The organism is Sorangium sp. So ce381 (assembly GCF_051473845.1).
In the GTDB taxonomy this organism is placed as follows: Bacteria; Myxococcota_A; Polyangia; order Polyangiales; family Polyangiaceae; genus Sorangium; species Sorangium atrum.
The window spans coordinates 6,380,344-6,394,900 of the sequence record NZ_CP150336.1; the positions used below are offsets into that span (position 1 = coordinate 6,380,344).

Below are 14,557 nucleotides of genomic sequence, written 5' to 3' on the forward strand. Positions count from 1 at the left end.
TTCTTGGCCAGACAGCCGCGATGCGGCAAGCCGTCGAGGCGGCGTGCCTCCGGCAGGCGGCCGGGCCATTGCGCGCTGTCGCGGCGCTCGTCCGGAGTATCATGGTGCGTCGGCGAACGATGACGGGGTACTCGGAAGGGCAGGAGCGATGGTCGGCGATCCCTTGATCGAGCGCGGCGCCAGGATCGGCGAGTACACGATCGCCGATCGCCTCGGCGAAGGCGGCTTCGGCGCCGTGTTCCGCGGCCGTGACGGGGCCGGCAACGACGCCGCCATCAAGATCTTCAAGGATGTGAGCGCCCAGAACGCCGGGCAGCTCTTCGCCCAGCAGAACGAGATCGAGGCGCTGCTCCGCCTGCGCCACCCCTCGCTCGTCAAGCTCTCCTCGTACGGCGTCCTGGACGGCGTGGGCCTCTACCTCGCGATGGAGCTCGTGCAGGGCGAGACGCTCGACAGGTACCTCGCACGGATGGGCTCGCTCGACACGATCGAGGCGCTGCGCATCGCGCGCCGCGTGGCCGAGGCGCTCGCGCACTGCCACGCGCTCAACGTGCTCCACCTCGACCTCAAGCCGAGCAACATCGTCCTCACCGATCCGTACGAGCCCCGGCTCAAGATCCTCGATTTCGGCCTGGCGACGCTCACCGTGAGCTTCCAGCCCGAGCACGCCCGCGTCAACGCGGGCACCATCGCGTACCTGGCGCCCGAGTGCCTGAAGCGCGGCGCGCTCGGGCGCCCGAGCCCCCGGATGGACCTCTACGCGGTCGGCGTCATGCTCTACGAGCTGCTCGCCGGCCGGCTCCCGTTCTCGGACGGCACCGTCAACAGCGTCATCAACCAGAAGGTCTACGGCACGCTCGTGCCGCTCGCCCACGCGGCGCCCGAGACGCCGGCGCCCGTCGTCGCGCTGGTCGAGGAGCTCCTGGAGCGCGACCCGGCGCGGCGCTTCTCCAGCGCGGCCCGGCTCTGCGCGCGGCTCAAGGAGCTCTATTACGTCACGCTCCACGGCACCTCGCCGCCGCCGGCCGGGGCGGAGGCGGGAGCGCCCGAGCGCGACGCCGCCGCGCCGGAGACCTTCGACGACGCGCACGACGCGCCGTTCGTCGGCCGCGAGCAGGAGCTCGGGCGGCTCATCGAGCTCGTCCAGGGCGCGGTGCGCGGCGAGCCGCGGCCGGCCGTGGTGGTCGGCGACACGGGCGTCGGCAAGAGCCGCCTCGTCGCCGAGCTGCTCCGGAGCGCCGAGCAGGCGGGCACGGCGATCGTCGCGTACGGCCGGTGCAGGGAGCTCTCCGGGCTCGTGCCCTACTCCGCGATCCGCGAGGCGCTGACGCAGATCGCGCTCTGGCTCGAGCGGCACGGCGACAGCCGGGCGGCGCGCATCCGCCGGCTGGTGAGCCTCGTGATCGCCGACGACGCCGCCCTCCTCCAGGGGCTCGTGCCGGAGCTGACGCGCGCGGTCGGGCTCGCGGAGGAGGGCGGCGCCATCGGCCCGGGCGGCACGCGCTGGATCGCCGATCTGATCCTGCGGCTGCTCGGCGCGATCTCCGAGGAGATCCCGGTCGTCCTCGCGATCGAGGACGTGCACTGGGCCGACGAGGCGACGCAGGAGGTGCTGCTGCGCCTCTCGGATCAGCTCGGCGAGATGCCGGTGCTGCTGCTCGGCACGGCGCGGCCGCCGTTCGCTCGCGGCTCATCGATGCCTCCGCCCGGCTCGTCGCTGCCCCCGCCGGGCTCGTCCGCGCTGCGCGGCCCGCCGGGCTCGTCGCCGATGACGCCGCGCTCGGCGGGCTGGCTCGCTTGGAAGGACGTCGAGCGCATCGACCTCGGCCCGCTCCGGCCCGACGCGAACCGGGCGCTCCTCTCCGCGCTCGGCCGCGGCGCGGGGGACGACCTCGTGCAGGAGCTCGTGCGCCGCGTCCCGCTGCTCGCCGCGGGCAACCCGCTCTTCAACATCCAGGTCGTCCGCAACATGGAGACCGAGGGCTTCCTGCAGCGCAGCCGGAGCGGCGCGCTCGAGATCTCCCGCGCCGACGCGAGCTACCTCGCGCCCGCGTCGGTCTCGGACGTCCTCTCGCGCAGCATCGACGCGCTCGATCCCACGACGGTCCAGGTCCTCGGCGTCGCCGCGCTCATCGGCCGCCAGTTCCTGCGCGACGATCTGGTCGAGCTCGGGCTCTTCGACCCGGCGGAGGTCGACAGCGCCCTGCGCGACGCCGCGGCGCACTACGTCTGCCTCAGCGAGGACGGGGGCCTCACGTCGTTCTCGCACGACGCGGCGCGCGAGCAGCTCGCCGCCCGCGTGCCCGCCGAGGAGCGCCCCGACTACCACGGGCGCATCGCGCGGCGCATCGAGCTGCGCGGCGGCGATCCGGGGACGCTCGCGCACCACGTCGAGCGCGCCGGCGAGCTCGACCGCGCCGCGTCGGCGTACCTGCTCGCGGCGGGCGAGGCCGATCGGCTCCAGGATCCGCACGGCGCCAGCCGGCGGCTGAAGCAGGCGCTCGCGCTGCTCGAGCGGCTGCCGCTCGACCCGGCGCGGATCGAGCTCAGGGCCCGCTGCGCGCACGAGCTCGCGCGCGTGGCGTGCCTGCTCGGCAGCACGGCGGAGCCGCTCGATCTGCTGCGCCGCACGCAGGGGGCGCTGCCGGAGACGCCGCTCGTCACGGCGGCCCTCTCCAGCGCGCTGTCGCGCGTCCACTACGTGCGGGGCGAGTTCGCCGACGCGGTGGCGCACAGCCGCAAGGCGCTCGAGGCGATCGGCGCGAGCCCGGAGCTGCGCCCGTACCAGTGCCTGCCGGCGAACATCCTCGGGCGCGCGCTGTGCGCGGCCGGCAAGGTGGGCCCGGCGACCGAGCCGCTCCGCCGCGGCTGCGAGCTCGCGGAGGCGGCGGGCGAGTACGTCGAGCTCTGCCACTCGCGCGGCATCCTCTGCGTCGCGCTGAGCCAGTCCGGCCTCTACGCCGAGGCCGAGCAGAGCGCCGCGGACGCCGCGCGCCTCGCCGAGCGCCTGCGCGACCCGGTGCGGCTGCTCGGCACGTGGTTCTACCACGCGGTGCTCGCGGAGGGCCGGTTCGACTGGGATCTCGGGGTCCGGTCGACCGCGCAGCTGCTCTCGTACGCCGAGGAGCACGGCCTGAGCGGGCTCTACCTGTACATGGGGACGATGTACGCGGGCCGGCACCAGTTCCACATGGGCCAGCTCACGCGGGCCCGCGTGTTGATCGCGAACGCGGTCAACCTGAGCGGCGTCCTGGGCATCGGCATGGGGCGCGGCTGGGCGGAGGGGTACCTGGGCGACGTGTACTTCGTGCAGGGCCTGCTGCGGGAGGCGCTCGCCGCCTACGACCGGGCGATCGAGATCGGCTCGGCGGGGACGGGCGACGCGTACGCCGTGAGCCTCGGCCGGGTCGGCCGGATGCACGCGCGGGCGCTGCTCGCCAGCGACGCGAGCGACGCCGGCCAGGCCGGCGAGCTCGCCGCGTACGGCCGGGAGACGCTCGATCTCATCCGCGCGTCGGGCAACCGGACGCTGCTGGTGACGGCGCTCGAGCGGTACGCCGAGGCGCTCGACGCGCTGGGCGACGGGGGGGCTGCGCGCGGCGTCCGCGCCGAGCGCGCGGCGCTCGTCGAGGAGCTCGGCGTCACGGATCCGACGTTCTGGCCGCGCGTCCCGGCCGAGGCGGCGTTCCAGGGCCCCCCGCGGGCGTACTGGGCCGATCTGCCGCGCGAGGTCCGGAGCACGAACCCGAGCAGCGTCGGCACGACGCAGGTCGTGGGCGCGACGGTGGCGGAGCTCGCGGCGGCGGCGACGATCGCGGTCCCGGAGGAGGACCTCGGCGGGCCGACGATCGTGGCGATCCCGCGCCTCCGCCACGTCACGCTGCTGGAGACGCTGGCCTCGGTGGAGGGCTTCGTCCCGCGTTTCGACGGGCCGGAGGCCCCGCCGGTCGCCAAGTGACGGAGAGCGGGTGAGACGGCAGAGCGTCACACATTCAGCTGCTCGCCAGCGACGCGAGCGACGCCGGCCAGGCCGGCGAGCTCGCCGCGTACGGCCGGGAGACGCTCGATCTCATCCGCGCGTCGGGCAACCGGACGCTGCTGGTGACGGCGCTCGAGCGGTACGCCGAGGCGCTCGACGCGCTGGGCGACGGGGGGGCTGCGCGCGGCGTCCGCGCCGAGCGCGCGGCGCTCGTCGAGGAGCTCGGCGTCACGGATCCGACGTTCTGGCCGCGCGTCCCGGCCGAGGCGGCGTTCCAGGGCCCCCCGCGGGCGTACTGGGCCGATCTGCCGCGCGAGGTCCGGAGCACGAACCCGAGCAGCGTCGGCACGACGCAGGTCGTGGGCGCGACGGTGGCGGAGCTCGCGGCGGCGGCGACGATCGCGGTCCCGGAGGAGGACCTCGGCGGGCCGACGATCGTGGCGATCCCGCGCCTCCGCCACGTCACGCTGCTGGAGACGCTGGCCTCGGTGGAGGGCTTCGTCCCGCGTTTCGACGGGCCGGAGGCCCCGCCGGTCGCCAAGTGACGGAGAGCGGGTGAGACGGCAGAGCGTCACACATTCAAACCGCCTGGACGCATGCCTCGCGGACGTGGAACGCCGCCGCCGTCGCGACGGTCAACTGCAGGCCGCCACCCCGCGAGGGCGTCAGGGTTCGAACTGCGCGAGCACGACGTCGGGATATCCCCCCACGGCGCTCGTCAGCGTCGCGCCGCCGAAATTGACGCTACCGATCAACGATCCTGCGATCGTCGCGTTCCCGAAGCTGTCCAGCGCGATGGCGTCCGCGACCTGGTAGTCCGTGTCGCCGTAGTTGTCGCTCCAGACATGGGCGCCGGCGTCGTCGAACTGCGCGACGAAGATATCCATGTTTCCTGCGCTGGTCAGCGTTGAGCCACCGAAGTTGACGGCTCCGGAGGAAGCCACCACGACGCTCACGTTCCCGGCGCTGTCCACCGCGACCCCGCGGCCCTCGTCCCAACCCGTGCCTCCGTAGCCGTCGCTCCATTGGTCGACGCCGGCGGCGCTGAATTGCACCAGGAACACGTTCATATCGCTGCTCCACGGGTCGGTGAGCGTGGCCGTGTTGCTGCCGAAGTCGACGCTGCCGCCGAAATCGCCGATCACGACGATGTTCCCGGCGCCGTCGATCGCGACCTCATTGGCGCCCGCGTCGTCGTCGTCGCCGAAGCTCTTGCTCCACAGGTGATCGCCGTCGCTCTCGAACTTCGCCAGGAACGCGTCTCCCTTGTTCAGGTCGATGACCCAAGGTCCCCCGCTGTTCGCGGTGAACGAGCTGCCGCCGAAATTCACGGTGCCGGAGTACTTGCCCGAGACGACGACGCTGTCGTCGTCGGGGTCCACCGCGACGCCGTAAGACACCGCGATGGCCCCTTCGCTCATCACCCCGAAGAACTTGCCGAAGACCGGGCTGCCGTCAGCGCCGTCGAGCTTCGCCAGGAAGGCGTCCAGCTCGCCCCCCCAGCCGGTGTCAAGGCCAAGCGTGAGGAAGTACGAATAATAGCCGGCGATGAGCACGTCGCCTGCGGAGTCGACCGCGATGCTGTTGACGCCGGCAGTGTCGTAGTAATCGACCCCGCCGTAGACCTTGCTCCAGACGTGATCGCCGTCGCTGTCGAGCTTCACGACGAAGAGCGCGGTGCCGTCGCCGACGGAGAGCGTTCCTCCTCCGAAGTCGACGTCCTGGCTGGTGAAGCCGGCGATGTAAACGTTGTCTTCGCCATCCGCGGCCACGGAGACGACGTGCACTTCATCGAAGCTCTTGCTCCAGAGGTGGCTGCCGCCCTGATCGAACTTCGCCACGAAGCCAGCGGTGGTGGACGTGCTCAGCACGCCGCCGCCGGGGCCGTCGAAGTCCAGCAGACCCCAGTGGCTCATTCCGATGGCGAGGTGGTTCATCTGTCCGACAGTGATGACATTGTCCGAGCCATCCACCGCAACATCCCAGGCAGACTGGGCGGCGGGATCGCCGAAGGACGCGCTCCAGCCATACGACAGGGGCTGCGCCACGGTCGCGATTGCTTCCGAGGAGTCACTCGCCTCGCCGCCGGACGGCACGCTGCTGCACGCCGTGGTCGCAGCGGCTGAAGACACCAGAAGAGCCATGGAAAGCCACGTTAGTTCTCGCATGCGATAGTTCCTTCTCCCCATCTCCGCCGCGGGGTCCGGCAAGCACCAAAATTGTGCCCCCCATCACATATCAACCGAAAAATGTGACTGTCAATACATTCTGTCCCCACTTTCGACACGGGTATTCGGGCCGCCACTTGGGGGTCCGGAAAGGTGCCGTAGCGTAGGGGGGTGTCGTCACTGACACGATCGCGGCAAGAGAAGGGCATGACGCCAGCTCGCTGGCGTCTGGCCTGTGCGCCGAGGCCGAGCAGGGCGCCGCCGGCGCCGTACGGCCGGGAGACGCTCGATGCTCATCCGCGCGTCGGGCCACCGGATGCTGCTGGTGACGGCGCTCGAGCGCCACGCCGAGGCGCTCGACGCGCTGGGCGACGAGGGAGCGTACAGCGCCGCGCGGGCCGTGCGCGTCGCGGCGGGTCAGCGGGGGGCTCTGCGCGTGGCCAGGGCGCAGCGCGGCCGGCGCTCAGCCGTCGCCGGTGGCGCGCACCTTGCGCCGGTCGGCCCCCCTGGGGCGGGCGAGGGCCTCGCGCACGCGGGCGTGGTCGAGCGGGTCGCGGCCGTCGAGGGCGAGTTCGACGTGGTCCATGCGGTCGCTCCCCCAGAACAGCTCGTCGCCCACGAAGGTCGTCGGCACCCCGAACACGCCCCGGCCGACCGCGCGCTCGGTGCCCTGCCGGAGCGCCTCCTTGGCGGCGGGCGCCGAGGCCCGCTCGATGAGCGCGGCGGCGTCGAGCCCCTCGCTATCGAGCGCGCCCGCGAGCTCGTCGGGCGAGCCGAGGTCGATGCCCTGCCCCCAGCCGGCCCGGAAGATGGCATCGACGACCCTGCGCTGCTCCGCGCCGGCGACCTCGCGCAGCGACAGGCGCAGGGCGAGCAGCGGGTTGAAGGGGTGGTACCTGGGACAGGAGAGCTCGATGCCGTGCAGCCGGGCGTGGCGGAAGGCGTCCTTGTAGGCCCACTCCCGCTTCGGCGGGATCTCGGCGGGCCCGAGCTGGCCCCAGTGCTCGAGCAGGCCGGCGAAGAGCACCGGGTGGATGTCGAGCACGACACCGCGGCGGTCGCAGATCTCCTGGATCCGCAGCCATGCGAAGTAGGCGTAGCCCGAGATGTAATCGAAGTAGAAGTCGACGCGTCCGGCCATCGCGGGCCTCCGAGCGCTCGTGGACTGCGCGCTGCGCCCGAGGTCCTGGAGGAGCCCTGGCGCGGCGCCCTGGATGGTACCATGGCGGCCAGTGCGATCCCCCGTTCAGCCCGACGCGCGTAATGAACGTGACGCGCGCGGCGCGAGCGCAGCTGCGGCGCCGGCCGGCCCCGTCGAGGTCGTCCGCACGGCGCTCGCCCACGCCTGGGCGATGCTGTTCCTTGTCGTGCTGCTCCCCGTCGGGCTGCTCTGCTTCCCCTTCGATCCGCGGCAGCGGATGCACGATCGGCTCTCGGTCGTGTGGGCGCGCGGGGCGCTCTGGCTGGTCGGCGTGCGCGTCGAGGCCGAGGGCGTCGAGCACGCCCGGCCGGGCGAGCGGTACGTGATCGCGGCGAACCACCAGAGCACGCTCGACATCCTCGCGTTGCTCGTGGTGCTCCAGGGGCGCACGCCGCTCCGGTTCCTGGCGAAGCGCGCGCTGTTCCGCGTGCCGGTGCTGGGCTGGGGCATGCGCCTGTATGGCCACACCCCCGTCGACCGGCGGCGCGCCCGCGGCGCGCTCGCGGATCTCGGCGAGGCGCGGCGCAACGTGATGCAGCGGTGGTCGACGGTGTTCTTCCCCGAGGGCACGCGGAGCTCGACGGGCCGGCTCCTGCCCTTCCGGCTGGGCGCGTTCCGGACCGCCTCGGCCGCGGGCGCGCGCGTCCTGCCGGTGACCATCGACGGCGCGGGTGCGCTGCAGCCGAAGGGACGTTATGCCGCCGCGCCCGGCGTCGTGCGGGTCGTTGTGCACCCGCCGCTCGACGCGCCGGGGGCGTCGGCCGAGGCGCTTCACGCCTCGATGCAGGCGTGCAGGTCCGCCGTGGCGTCGGCGCTGCCGGAGGCGCTCCGGGAGGGGGCCGAGGCGGCCGCTCTCCCGGAACACTCCGAGCAGCGTCGCTGAGGCGAGCATCACGGCGGTCCAGGGCCTCCGGGTCGAGCTTCAGCTCTCCCGGGAAGCTCCCGGCAGCCTCCGACAAGAGCTAGCCTAGCCGCCGCCGGGCAGCTTGCCGAACCGCTGCTCGTACTCGGCCAGCCGCGCTGCGAGGAGCGTCGCCTCGTGCTGCGCCGCGCGTGCCCGCTCCTCGGCGGCCCGCGCCTGCTCCTCGCCCGTGGGCACCACGCGCCCTTCTGGGTCGAGCCAGCGCAGCCAGTCGGCCTCGAGGCCGTGGTAGGTGCCGCGGCGGACGCCGAGCCCGAGGTGCAGCCGCGGGCTCACCACGTCGCCGCCCGCGCCGGGCGCGACGGGCGCGTACGCCATCGTGGCGAGATCGAGCCCGTAGGCCTCGAGGACGCCCGTGAACGGATCGAACAGGTAGTACTCGGGCACGCGCAGGAGCTTCGCGTAGATCCGCATCTTGTCGGTGCGATCGACCTTCTCGGTGCTCTCGGAGAGCAGCTCGATCACCACGTCGGGCGTCCTTCCGTCCTCCTGCCAGACGACCCAGGACTTGCGCTCGCGCCTCACCGTGTCGAGCACCACGAAGACGTCCGGCCCGCGAAAGTCGTTCTTCTTCGCCTGGAGCTCGCTGAATAGACGGCCATGTTGCCGCCGACGTACACGTCGTCGCGCTCCTTCCACAGCAGATCCAGCGCCTCGATGAGGAGGTCCATCTGCTTGCGATGCCGCTCGGACTGAATCACTCCGTCGTCGTGCGGTAGCTCGTCCTCGCTGGGCGGCGGGATCGGGACGAACGAGGTGTCGCTCTGAAAGGCCATGCGTCGCTCCTCTTGGAGAGAGTACCGCTCGTCGCCCTCGCGGTCGAACGCATCGCGGAGCGCCCCCGTAGCACGGCTCCCCACCGGTCGCGACAGCGCTCCGCGACGATGACGATGCCAAGGCCACCAACGGCCCGCCGCCCCCGGCGCGGTCTGCGCCTTTCACCCCCCGCGCCGCGCCGACAGGCGCCCCCCGGAAGAACTCTGCATGACAAAATTCGGGACGAGCGCGCAATGGCCCACGAGGGCGCCCCGCGAGTCGCGAGCTCTTGGAGCGAATCGCGAGCTCTTCCAGCGAATCACCAGCTCTTTGGGCGAATCACCAGCTCTTCACTCCATCCTCTTGCAGCTGTCAGTGAAGCCCGTCCGCAGCGTCGCCACGGTCTCCCCGACCGCCTCGCGGGGGCGCCGAGCTCGACGTGGAGGACTGCGGCCCGGGGATCCCCGCGGCCAACCTGCCTCATCTGTTCTCGAGCTTTTACCAGGTGGAGAGAGCTGGCCAATCCGCCGGCGGAGGCACGGGCCTCGGGCTCTTCATTTGCAGGGAGATCGTCAGGGCGCACGGCGGCCAGATCTTCGTGCGCAGCACGGAAGGCAAGGAGGCGACCTTCACGGTCAGGTTGCCTCTGATCGAGGACGGACAAGCACACGACGGATGCGCTGAATCGACCCCGCTCTCCTGCGCTCACGCGCGGCCGGTCGAGCGGCGCTGCGGGGAGGGACCAGGCCCATGAAGGGGACGATCTTGGTGGTCGAAGACGACCTGGATTCGAGCAACATGCTCCGGGAGCTGCTGGGGATGGCCGACTATGCCGTCGAGTCGGCCGAGACCGCCGACGAGGCGATCGCCGCGATGACGGAGCGGCGCTACGACGCCGCGTTGGTCGATCTGACCGTGTCCGGCGCGACGACGGAGGAGCTGATCGAGCGGCTCAGGGGCGTGTCGGATCGACCGCCCATCGTGCTCTTCTCGGCGCGGACGCCCGATGATCTCCGGGCAGCGGCCGAGCAGCTCTCGGCGGCGGCCGTGATCCAGAAGCCGGCGAGCATGGGCGTGCTCCTCTCCACCGTGGCGCTGGTGATCCGCCCGCCTTCGTAGGCGGCGCCTGCGCGCGGGGCCGCGTCGCTCCTCCCTCCTTTTCTCCTCCTCGGCGGCGAGGCGCACTTGTGCCGGAACACGGCATCATCGCGGGTCAACGTCGCGCCGGTGGACAACCACCTCCTGCTCGAGGACGGCGTGGTGCACAGCGCGCGCGAAGCGGACCGAGATCGCGGCGCCGTCGAGCGGCGCGGCGGGCGAGCGCGCCATGGCGCACGATGGACAGAAGGGCTAGGTGTAGCCCATGGATGTCACCGAGGTGATGGGCGAGCTGGAGCGGCTCGGCACCGAGCAGAACCGCAAGGTGTACCGGCGCCACGGGATGACCGATCCGCTCTTCGGCGTGAGCTTCGCCCACATGAACGCGCTGGAGAAGCGGATCAAGCGCGACCACGAGCTCGCCGAGGCGCTCTGGGCGACGGGCAACGCCGACGCGAGGACGCTGGCGGTGACGATCGCCGATCCGGAGCGCTTCACCTGGGACAAGCTCGAGGCGTGGCTCGACGGCCTGCGCTCTCCGGTGCTCATCGACCTGCTCATGAAGCGGGTCGCGCTGAAGACGCCGTTCGCCCGGGACGCGATGGCGCGCTGGACCGCGTCGAACGACGAGTGGATCGGCCGCGCGGGCTGGACGCTCCTCGGCCTGCTCGCGACCGAGGACCCATCGCTGCCCGACAGCGTGTTCGAGGAGCGGCTCTCGGTGATCGAGGCGTCGATCCACCGGGCCAGGAACCGCGTCCGCGAGGGGATGAACAGCGCGCTCATCAGCATCGGCGCGCGGAACGAGCCGCTGCGCGGCAAGGCGCTCACGGCCGCGCGGCGCATCGGCAAGGTCGAGATCGACCACGGCGAGACGAACTGCAAGACGCCCGACGCGACCGCCTACATCGAGAAGATCTGGGCCAGAAAGCCGGCCGCCGCGCCTGCCGCGAAGCCGGCCAGGGGCGCCGCTGCGAAGCCCGCCAAGGCCGCTGCGAAGCCGGCCAGGGGCGCCGCTGCGAAGCCCGCCAAGGCTGCCACGAAGCCCGCCAAGGCCGCTGCGAAGCCCGCCAAGGCCGCCGCCGCGAAGCGAGCCCGCTAGTTCCACCCGCCAGGGGATCGGGGGAGAGATTTCAACGCAAAGACGCAAAGACGCAAAGTCGCAAAAAAGAGCAGATTCATTGTAGGGAGAGATTTCAACGCAAAGTCGCAGATGACAGATTCTTATGCATTTTTGCGACTTTGCGACTTTGCGTCTTTGCGTTAAAAATTCTCTTCACTCGCGAGACAGATCCCTGGCGGCATGTGTGACACGCGGAACCAGGGCGCGCGCTCGCAGCGGGAGGCCGCCCCCGCCACGCGATGCCCCGCGACGACACACGCGCCGTCCGGCGCCGGATCACGCCGGGTGCGCCGTCGTGAACAGCTCGCCTGGCGACCCGAGCAGCTCCTTGCGGGTGAGCCGCTCGACGACCTTGCGCGTGAAGATCAGGTGATCTTCTTCCTCGTGCAGGCGGCGCCGGAACGCCTGCCTCGCCTCGCTGTCGTCCGCCTCGTCGGCGAGCTCGAGCAGCAGCTGCCAGCCGGAGTTGTCGACGAGCTCCGCGGTGAGCAGCGCGTGGAAGAGGTGGGTCGGGTTCATGTCCCCGTCGAGCACGATCTGCTCGATGCCCCGCGACTCGACCGTGATGAGCCGCGACATGTCCGTCTCGGCGTGCGCGTCCCCGCCCAGCGCGCGGATCTGCGCCTCGAGCCACTCCTCGTGCTCCTTCTCCTGGTCCCGGTGCTCCTTGAGCTCGCCGAGCCGGGCCATCAGGAAGGGATCGGCCGCGCGCCCGATCTTCTCCACGATGGAGTCGTACAGCTTGACGCCTGCGCGCTCGAAGGTCAGCCGCTCGCTGAGCAGGTCGATGGCCTTGTCTCTGTTCGTCTGTGCAAGCTTCTTCATGCATCCCTCCGACCGGGGGCGCATGCGATTCGCAGGCCGCCGCGCGCCGCGCCCGCGAGGCGGGCAGCGCGCCGGCCGGGCGCGGCGCGCGGCGATCAGAGGTGCTCTGTCAGGTACTCGACGATGGCGCGGTTCGCGTAATGGCTCGCGGCCGGCGACCGGTAACCGTGCCGCTCGCCCGGGAACACCAGGGTGTCGAACCGCTTGTCCGCGGCCATCAGCGCCTCGATCATCTTCGCCGTGTGCGCAAAGTGCACGTTCTCATCCATGAGCCCGTGCATGAGGAGCAGCTTGCCGCGGAGGTTGCCCGCGCGCTTCGTGAGATCGGTCGCCTCGTACCGCGCGGCGTCCTTGTCGAGGAGGCCCATGTAGCGCTCCGTGTAGCCCGTGTCGTACAGCCGATCGTCGGTCACCGGTGATCCCGCGACGCCCACGTGGAAGCGGTCCGGCGCCATGAGGAGCGCGTCCAGCGCCATCCTGCCGCCGTAGCTGTGGCCGTAGATCCCGACGCGGCCCGCGTCGACGTAAGGCAGCGTCTTCAGGAAATCGAGGCCCGCGATCTGATCGGCGAGCTCGACCTCGCCGAGCCGCCCGTAGATGGCCGACTCGAACGCGCGCCCGCGGTTCGCCGAGCCGCGGTTGTCGAGCTGAAAGACCACCACCCCGCGATCCGCGAGGTGATTCCACAGCAGCCACGGAGACCACGAGTTGAAGACCGTCTGGACGCCGGGCCCCCCGTACACGCTCACCACGACCGGATAGCGGCGGCCGGGCTCGATCCTCCGCGGCGCGAGCAGCGCGCCGTAGAGCGTGTCGCCGCTCGCGGCGCGCACCTCGACGATCTCGGGGGCGCGCAGCTCGAGCTCCGCGAGCTCGCGATCCACGGGCGCCGGCAGCACGCCGACCTCGGCGTTGTCCGCGCCCCTCACCGCCCCTTTCCACGGGCGATCCAGGGCCGCGTGGAGCTCGACGTACCCCGGCCCCCTCGGATCCACGGTGATCTGGTGCATCCCCGGGTCGGACGTGAGCCGCTTCACCTCGCCGCCCGCGAGCTGCACGGTGTAGAGATGGCGCTCCGTCGGGCGCTCCTTGGTCGCCACGAAGCGCGCGAGGCCGCGCTCCTCGTCCGGCGGAAGGAGCGAGGTGACGTCCCAGTCGCCCTGGGTGAGCCTGGCGATCTCGGCGCCCGAGTCGGCGTCCCGCAGCGCGAGGTGGCGATGGCCGCCCTCGGCGGTCGACCAGACGAACCTCGGCGAGCGCTCGAGGAGCCGCATGTCGGCGAAGTCCACCCAGGTCGGCGAGGTCTCGACGACGACCTCGGCGGCCTCGCCCGAGCGCGGCCTCGCGCGGAGGAGCGAGAGGCGCTTCTGGTCGCGCGAGAGGGTCTGGAACCAGAGCGCCTTGCCGTCTTCCGCCCAGGCGAACCGGCCGAGGTAGCGCTCGTCTTCGCCGTCGCCCCCCTTCCACGTGAGCCATGTCGTCTTCTTGGTGGCGAGATCGAGGATGCCCGCCCTGACGCGGGGGTTCTTGCCGCCGACGCGCGGGTAACGCGCCATCATGAGATCTTCCTTGCCGCCGCGGAAGCCGAGGACTGGCACCTTCTCGACCTGTCGCTCGTCGACCTCCAGATACGCCACGCGGTCGCAGCCGGGGGAGATCCAGAAGCCGCTCGGCTCATCGAACTCCTCCTGACCGTTGAAGTCGCTCAGGCCGCGCGAGACCCCCTCGGGCGCCCCCCGGGTCAGCGCCGTCTCGCGGCGCGAGGCGACGTCGATCATGAAGAGCTCGCGCCCGCGGACGAACACGACGCGCTCGCCGCCGTCGCACACCTTCGGATCGATCTCCGGCTCGGGCGTGTCGGTGAGCCGCGCGATCGCGCCTTTCGGGTCGCGCGCGTCGCGCAAGAAGACGTCGCCGCCGAAGGGGATGAGGGCGACCTCCGCCCGCTTCGCCCACGAATAGGCCGTGATCCCCTTGGAGAACATGCGCTGTCGCTCGCGGCGGAGCTCCTCCTCGCGCGACAGCGGCTTCGCGTCCTTCAGCAGATCGCCCGAGGCGAGGAGCTGCCGAATCTCGCGCGATGTGGTGTCGAAGGCGAAGAGCGCCTGCTCCGGCCCGTCCGCCTGCCGCTGGAGGTAGGTGATCAGCTTGCCGCCGGGCGCGTACTGGATCGCCCTGGGCAGCCGCGCTCCGAGCGGCGGTTGCCGGCCGAGGTGGGCATACGTGATCCGGCTCGCCTCCGGGCCGGCGATGCGCGTCTTCTCCGGCAGGGCGGCCTGCTTCGCCGCCGCGGCGGCCCCGGCCGGGGCGGCCTTGGCGGGCGGGGCGGCCTTCGGCGGGGACGAGCCGGTGGGCGGGGCGCACGCGGCGACCGAGAGGACGGAGAGCAACCCAAAGCGCGCGGGGAGCAGCGGACGTCGCATGGCCGCTATCTCTCCCGTCGCCACGGAGATGTCAAACAGCGCTGCGCGCCGCGAGGCCAGGG

11 protein-coding genes and 2 pseudogenes are annotated in these 14,557 nt (G+C 71.8%); 6 read left to right on the forward strand and 7 right to left on the reverse strand.

The window, feature by feature from the left end; translation table 11 throughout:
- The first annotated feature begins 148 nt into the window (after positions 1-148).
- On the forward strand, positions 149-3,958 hold the full coding sequence (locus tag WMF29_RS23645) for a serine/threonine-protein kinase (RefSeq protein WP_437331003.1): 3,810 nt from the start codon (positions 149-151) through the stop codon (positions 3,956-3,958).
- A gap of 143 nt (positions 3,959-4,101) precedes the next feature.
- Positions 4,102-4,524, forward strand: coding sequence for a hypothetical protein (locus tag WMF29_RS23650; RefSeq protein WP_437331004.1), 423 nt, complete (start codon positions 4,102-4,104; stop codon positions 4,522-4,524).
- A gap of 120 nt (positions 4,525-4,644) precedes the next feature.
- Here the strand turns inward: WMF29_RS23650 and WMF29_RS23655 are convergent, their stop codons facing one another.
- Both WMF29_RS23655 and WMF29_RS23660 read right to left on the reverse strand, forming a co-directional pair.
- Positions 4,645-6,168 carry a hypothetical protein gene (locus tag WMF29_RS23655; RefSeq protein ID WP_437331005.1) on the reverse strand — a complete coding sequence of 508 codons (1,524 nt, stop codon included), beginning with the start codon at positions 6,166-6,168 and terminating at the stop codon, positions 4,645-4,647.
- Positions 6,169-6,610: 442 nt separating this feature from the next.
- The gene (locus tag WMF29_RS23660; protein WP_437331006.1) at positions 6,611-7,288 is read right to left on the reverse strand and encodes a 2-hydroxychromene-2-carboxylate isomerase; all 678 of its coding nucleotides are present in this window, start codon (positions 7,286-7,288) and stop codon (positions 6,611-6,613) included.
- 91 nt (positions 7,289-7,379) lie between these two features.
- Between WMF29_RS23660 and WMF29_RS23665 the strand changes: the two genes are divergently transcribed.
- Positions 7,380-8,231, forward strand: a complete 852-nt coding sequence (locus WMF29_RS23665) for a lysophospholipid acyltransferase family protein (protein ID WP_437331007.1) — start codon at positions 7,380-7,382, stop codon at positions 8,229-8,231.
- Positions 8,232-8,315: 84 nt separating this feature from the next.
- On the opposite strand, the gene WMF29_RS23670 is transcribed toward WMF29_RS23665, so the two are convergent.
- Positions 8,316-8,909: a Uma2 family endonuclease gene (locus WMF29_RS23670; RefSeq protein ID WP_437331008.1), complete on the reverse strand. Its 594-nt coding sequence runs from the start codon at positions 8,907-8,909 to the stop codon at positions 8,316-8,318.
- Positions 8,792-9,046, reverse strand: a complete 255-nt coding sequence (locus WMF29_RS23675; protein ID WP_437331274.1) for a hypothetical protein — start codon at positions 9,044-9,046, stop codon at positions 8,792-8,794. Before WMF29_RS23675 ends, WMF29_RS23670 begins: the two co-directional genes overlap by 118 nt.
- Before the next feature lie 413 nt (positions 9,047-9,459).
- On the opposite strand from WMF29_RS23675, the pseudogene WMF29_RS23680 reads away from it, so the two are divergent.
- Positions 9,460-9,780: pseudogene (locus tag WMF29_RS23680) on the forward strand (sensor histidine kinase); the annotation flags it as partial.
- Positions 9,777-10,145 carry a response regulator gene (locus WMF29_RS23685; protein WP_437331009.1) on the forward strand — a complete coding sequence of 123 codons (369 nt, stop codon included), beginning with the start codon at positions 9,777-9,779 and terminating at the stop codon, positions 10,143-10,145. The pseudogene WMF29_RS23680 and the gene WMF29_RS23685, both read left to right, overlap by 4 nt.
- A gap of 84 nt (positions 10,146-10,229) precedes the next feature.
- Here the strand turns inward: WMF29_RS23685 and WMF29_RS23690 are convergent, their stop codons facing one another.
- Positions 10,230-10,355 (reverse strand): hypothetical protein, encoded by a 126-nt coding sequence (locus WMF29_RS23690; RefSeq protein ID WP_437331010.1) that lies wholly within the window; start codon positions 10,353-10,355, stop codon positions 10,230-10,232.
- A 34-nt stretch (positions 10,356-10,389) separates the two neighbouring features.
- Between WMF29_RS23690 and WMF29_RS23695 the strand changes: the two are divergent.
- A pseudogene (locus WMF29_RS23695) lies at positions 10,390-11,079 on the forward strand (DNA alkylation repair protein); the annotation flags it as partial.
- A gap of 444 nt (positions 11,080-11,523) precedes the next feature.
- Here the strand turns inward: WMF29_RS23695 and WMF29_RS23700 are convergent.
- Both WMF29_RS23700 and WMF29_RS23705 read right to left on the reverse strand, forming a co-directional pair.
- Positions 11,524-12,072 (reverse strand): DUF892 family protein, encoded by a 549-nt coding sequence (locus tag WMF29_RS23700; protein ID WP_437331011.1) that lies wholly within the window; start codon positions 12,070-12,072, stop codon positions 11,524-11,526.
- Between the two features lie 95 nt (positions 12,073-12,167).
- Positions 12,168-14,495 (reverse strand): alpha/beta fold hydrolase, encoded by a 2,328-nt coding sequence (locus WMF29_RS23705; RefSeq protein WP_437331012.1) that lies wholly within the window; start codon positions 14,493-14,495, stop codon positions 12,168-12,170.
- Positions 14,496-14,557 lie beyond the last annotated feature (62 nt).

What these genes read in the sequence shown, in the direction of transcription:
- WMF29_RS23645 (WP_437331003.1), top strand. Translation starts at nt 149, where the DNA reads ATGGTCGGCGATCCCTTGATCGAGCGCGGCGCCAGGATCGGCGAGTAC.
- WMF29_RS23655 (WP_437331005.1), bottom strand. Translation starts at nt 6,168, where the DNA reads ATGGGGAGAAGGAACTATCGCATGCGAGAACTAACGTGGCTTTCCATG.
- WMF29_RS23660 (WP_437331006.1), bottom strand. Translation starts at nt 7,288, where the DNA reads ATGGCCGGACGCGTCGACTTCTACTTCGATTACATCTCGGGCTACGCC.
- WMF29_RS23675 (WP_437331274.1), bottom strand. Translation starts at nt 9,046, where the DNA reads ATGGCCTTTCAGAGCGACACCTCGTTCGTCCCGATCCCGCCGCCCAGC.
- WMF29_RS23685 (WP_437331009.1), top strand. Translation starts at nt 9,777, where the DNA reads ATGAAGGGGACGATCTTGGTGGTCGAAGACGACCTGGATTCGAGCAAC.
- WMF29_RS23690 (WP_437331010.1), bottom strand. Translation starts at nt 10,355, where the DNA reads ATGGCGCGCTCGCCCGCCGCGCCGCTCGACGGCGCCGCGATCTCGGTC.
- WMF29_RS23700 (WP_437331011.1), bottom strand. Translation starts at nt 12,072, where the DNA reads ATGAAGAAGCTTGCACAGACGAACAGAGACAAGGCCATCGACCTGCTC.
- WMF29_RS23705 (WP_437331012.1), bottom strand. Translation starts at nt 14,495, where the DNA reads ATGCGACGTCCGCTGCTCCCCGCGCGCTTTGGGTTGCTCTCCGTCCTC.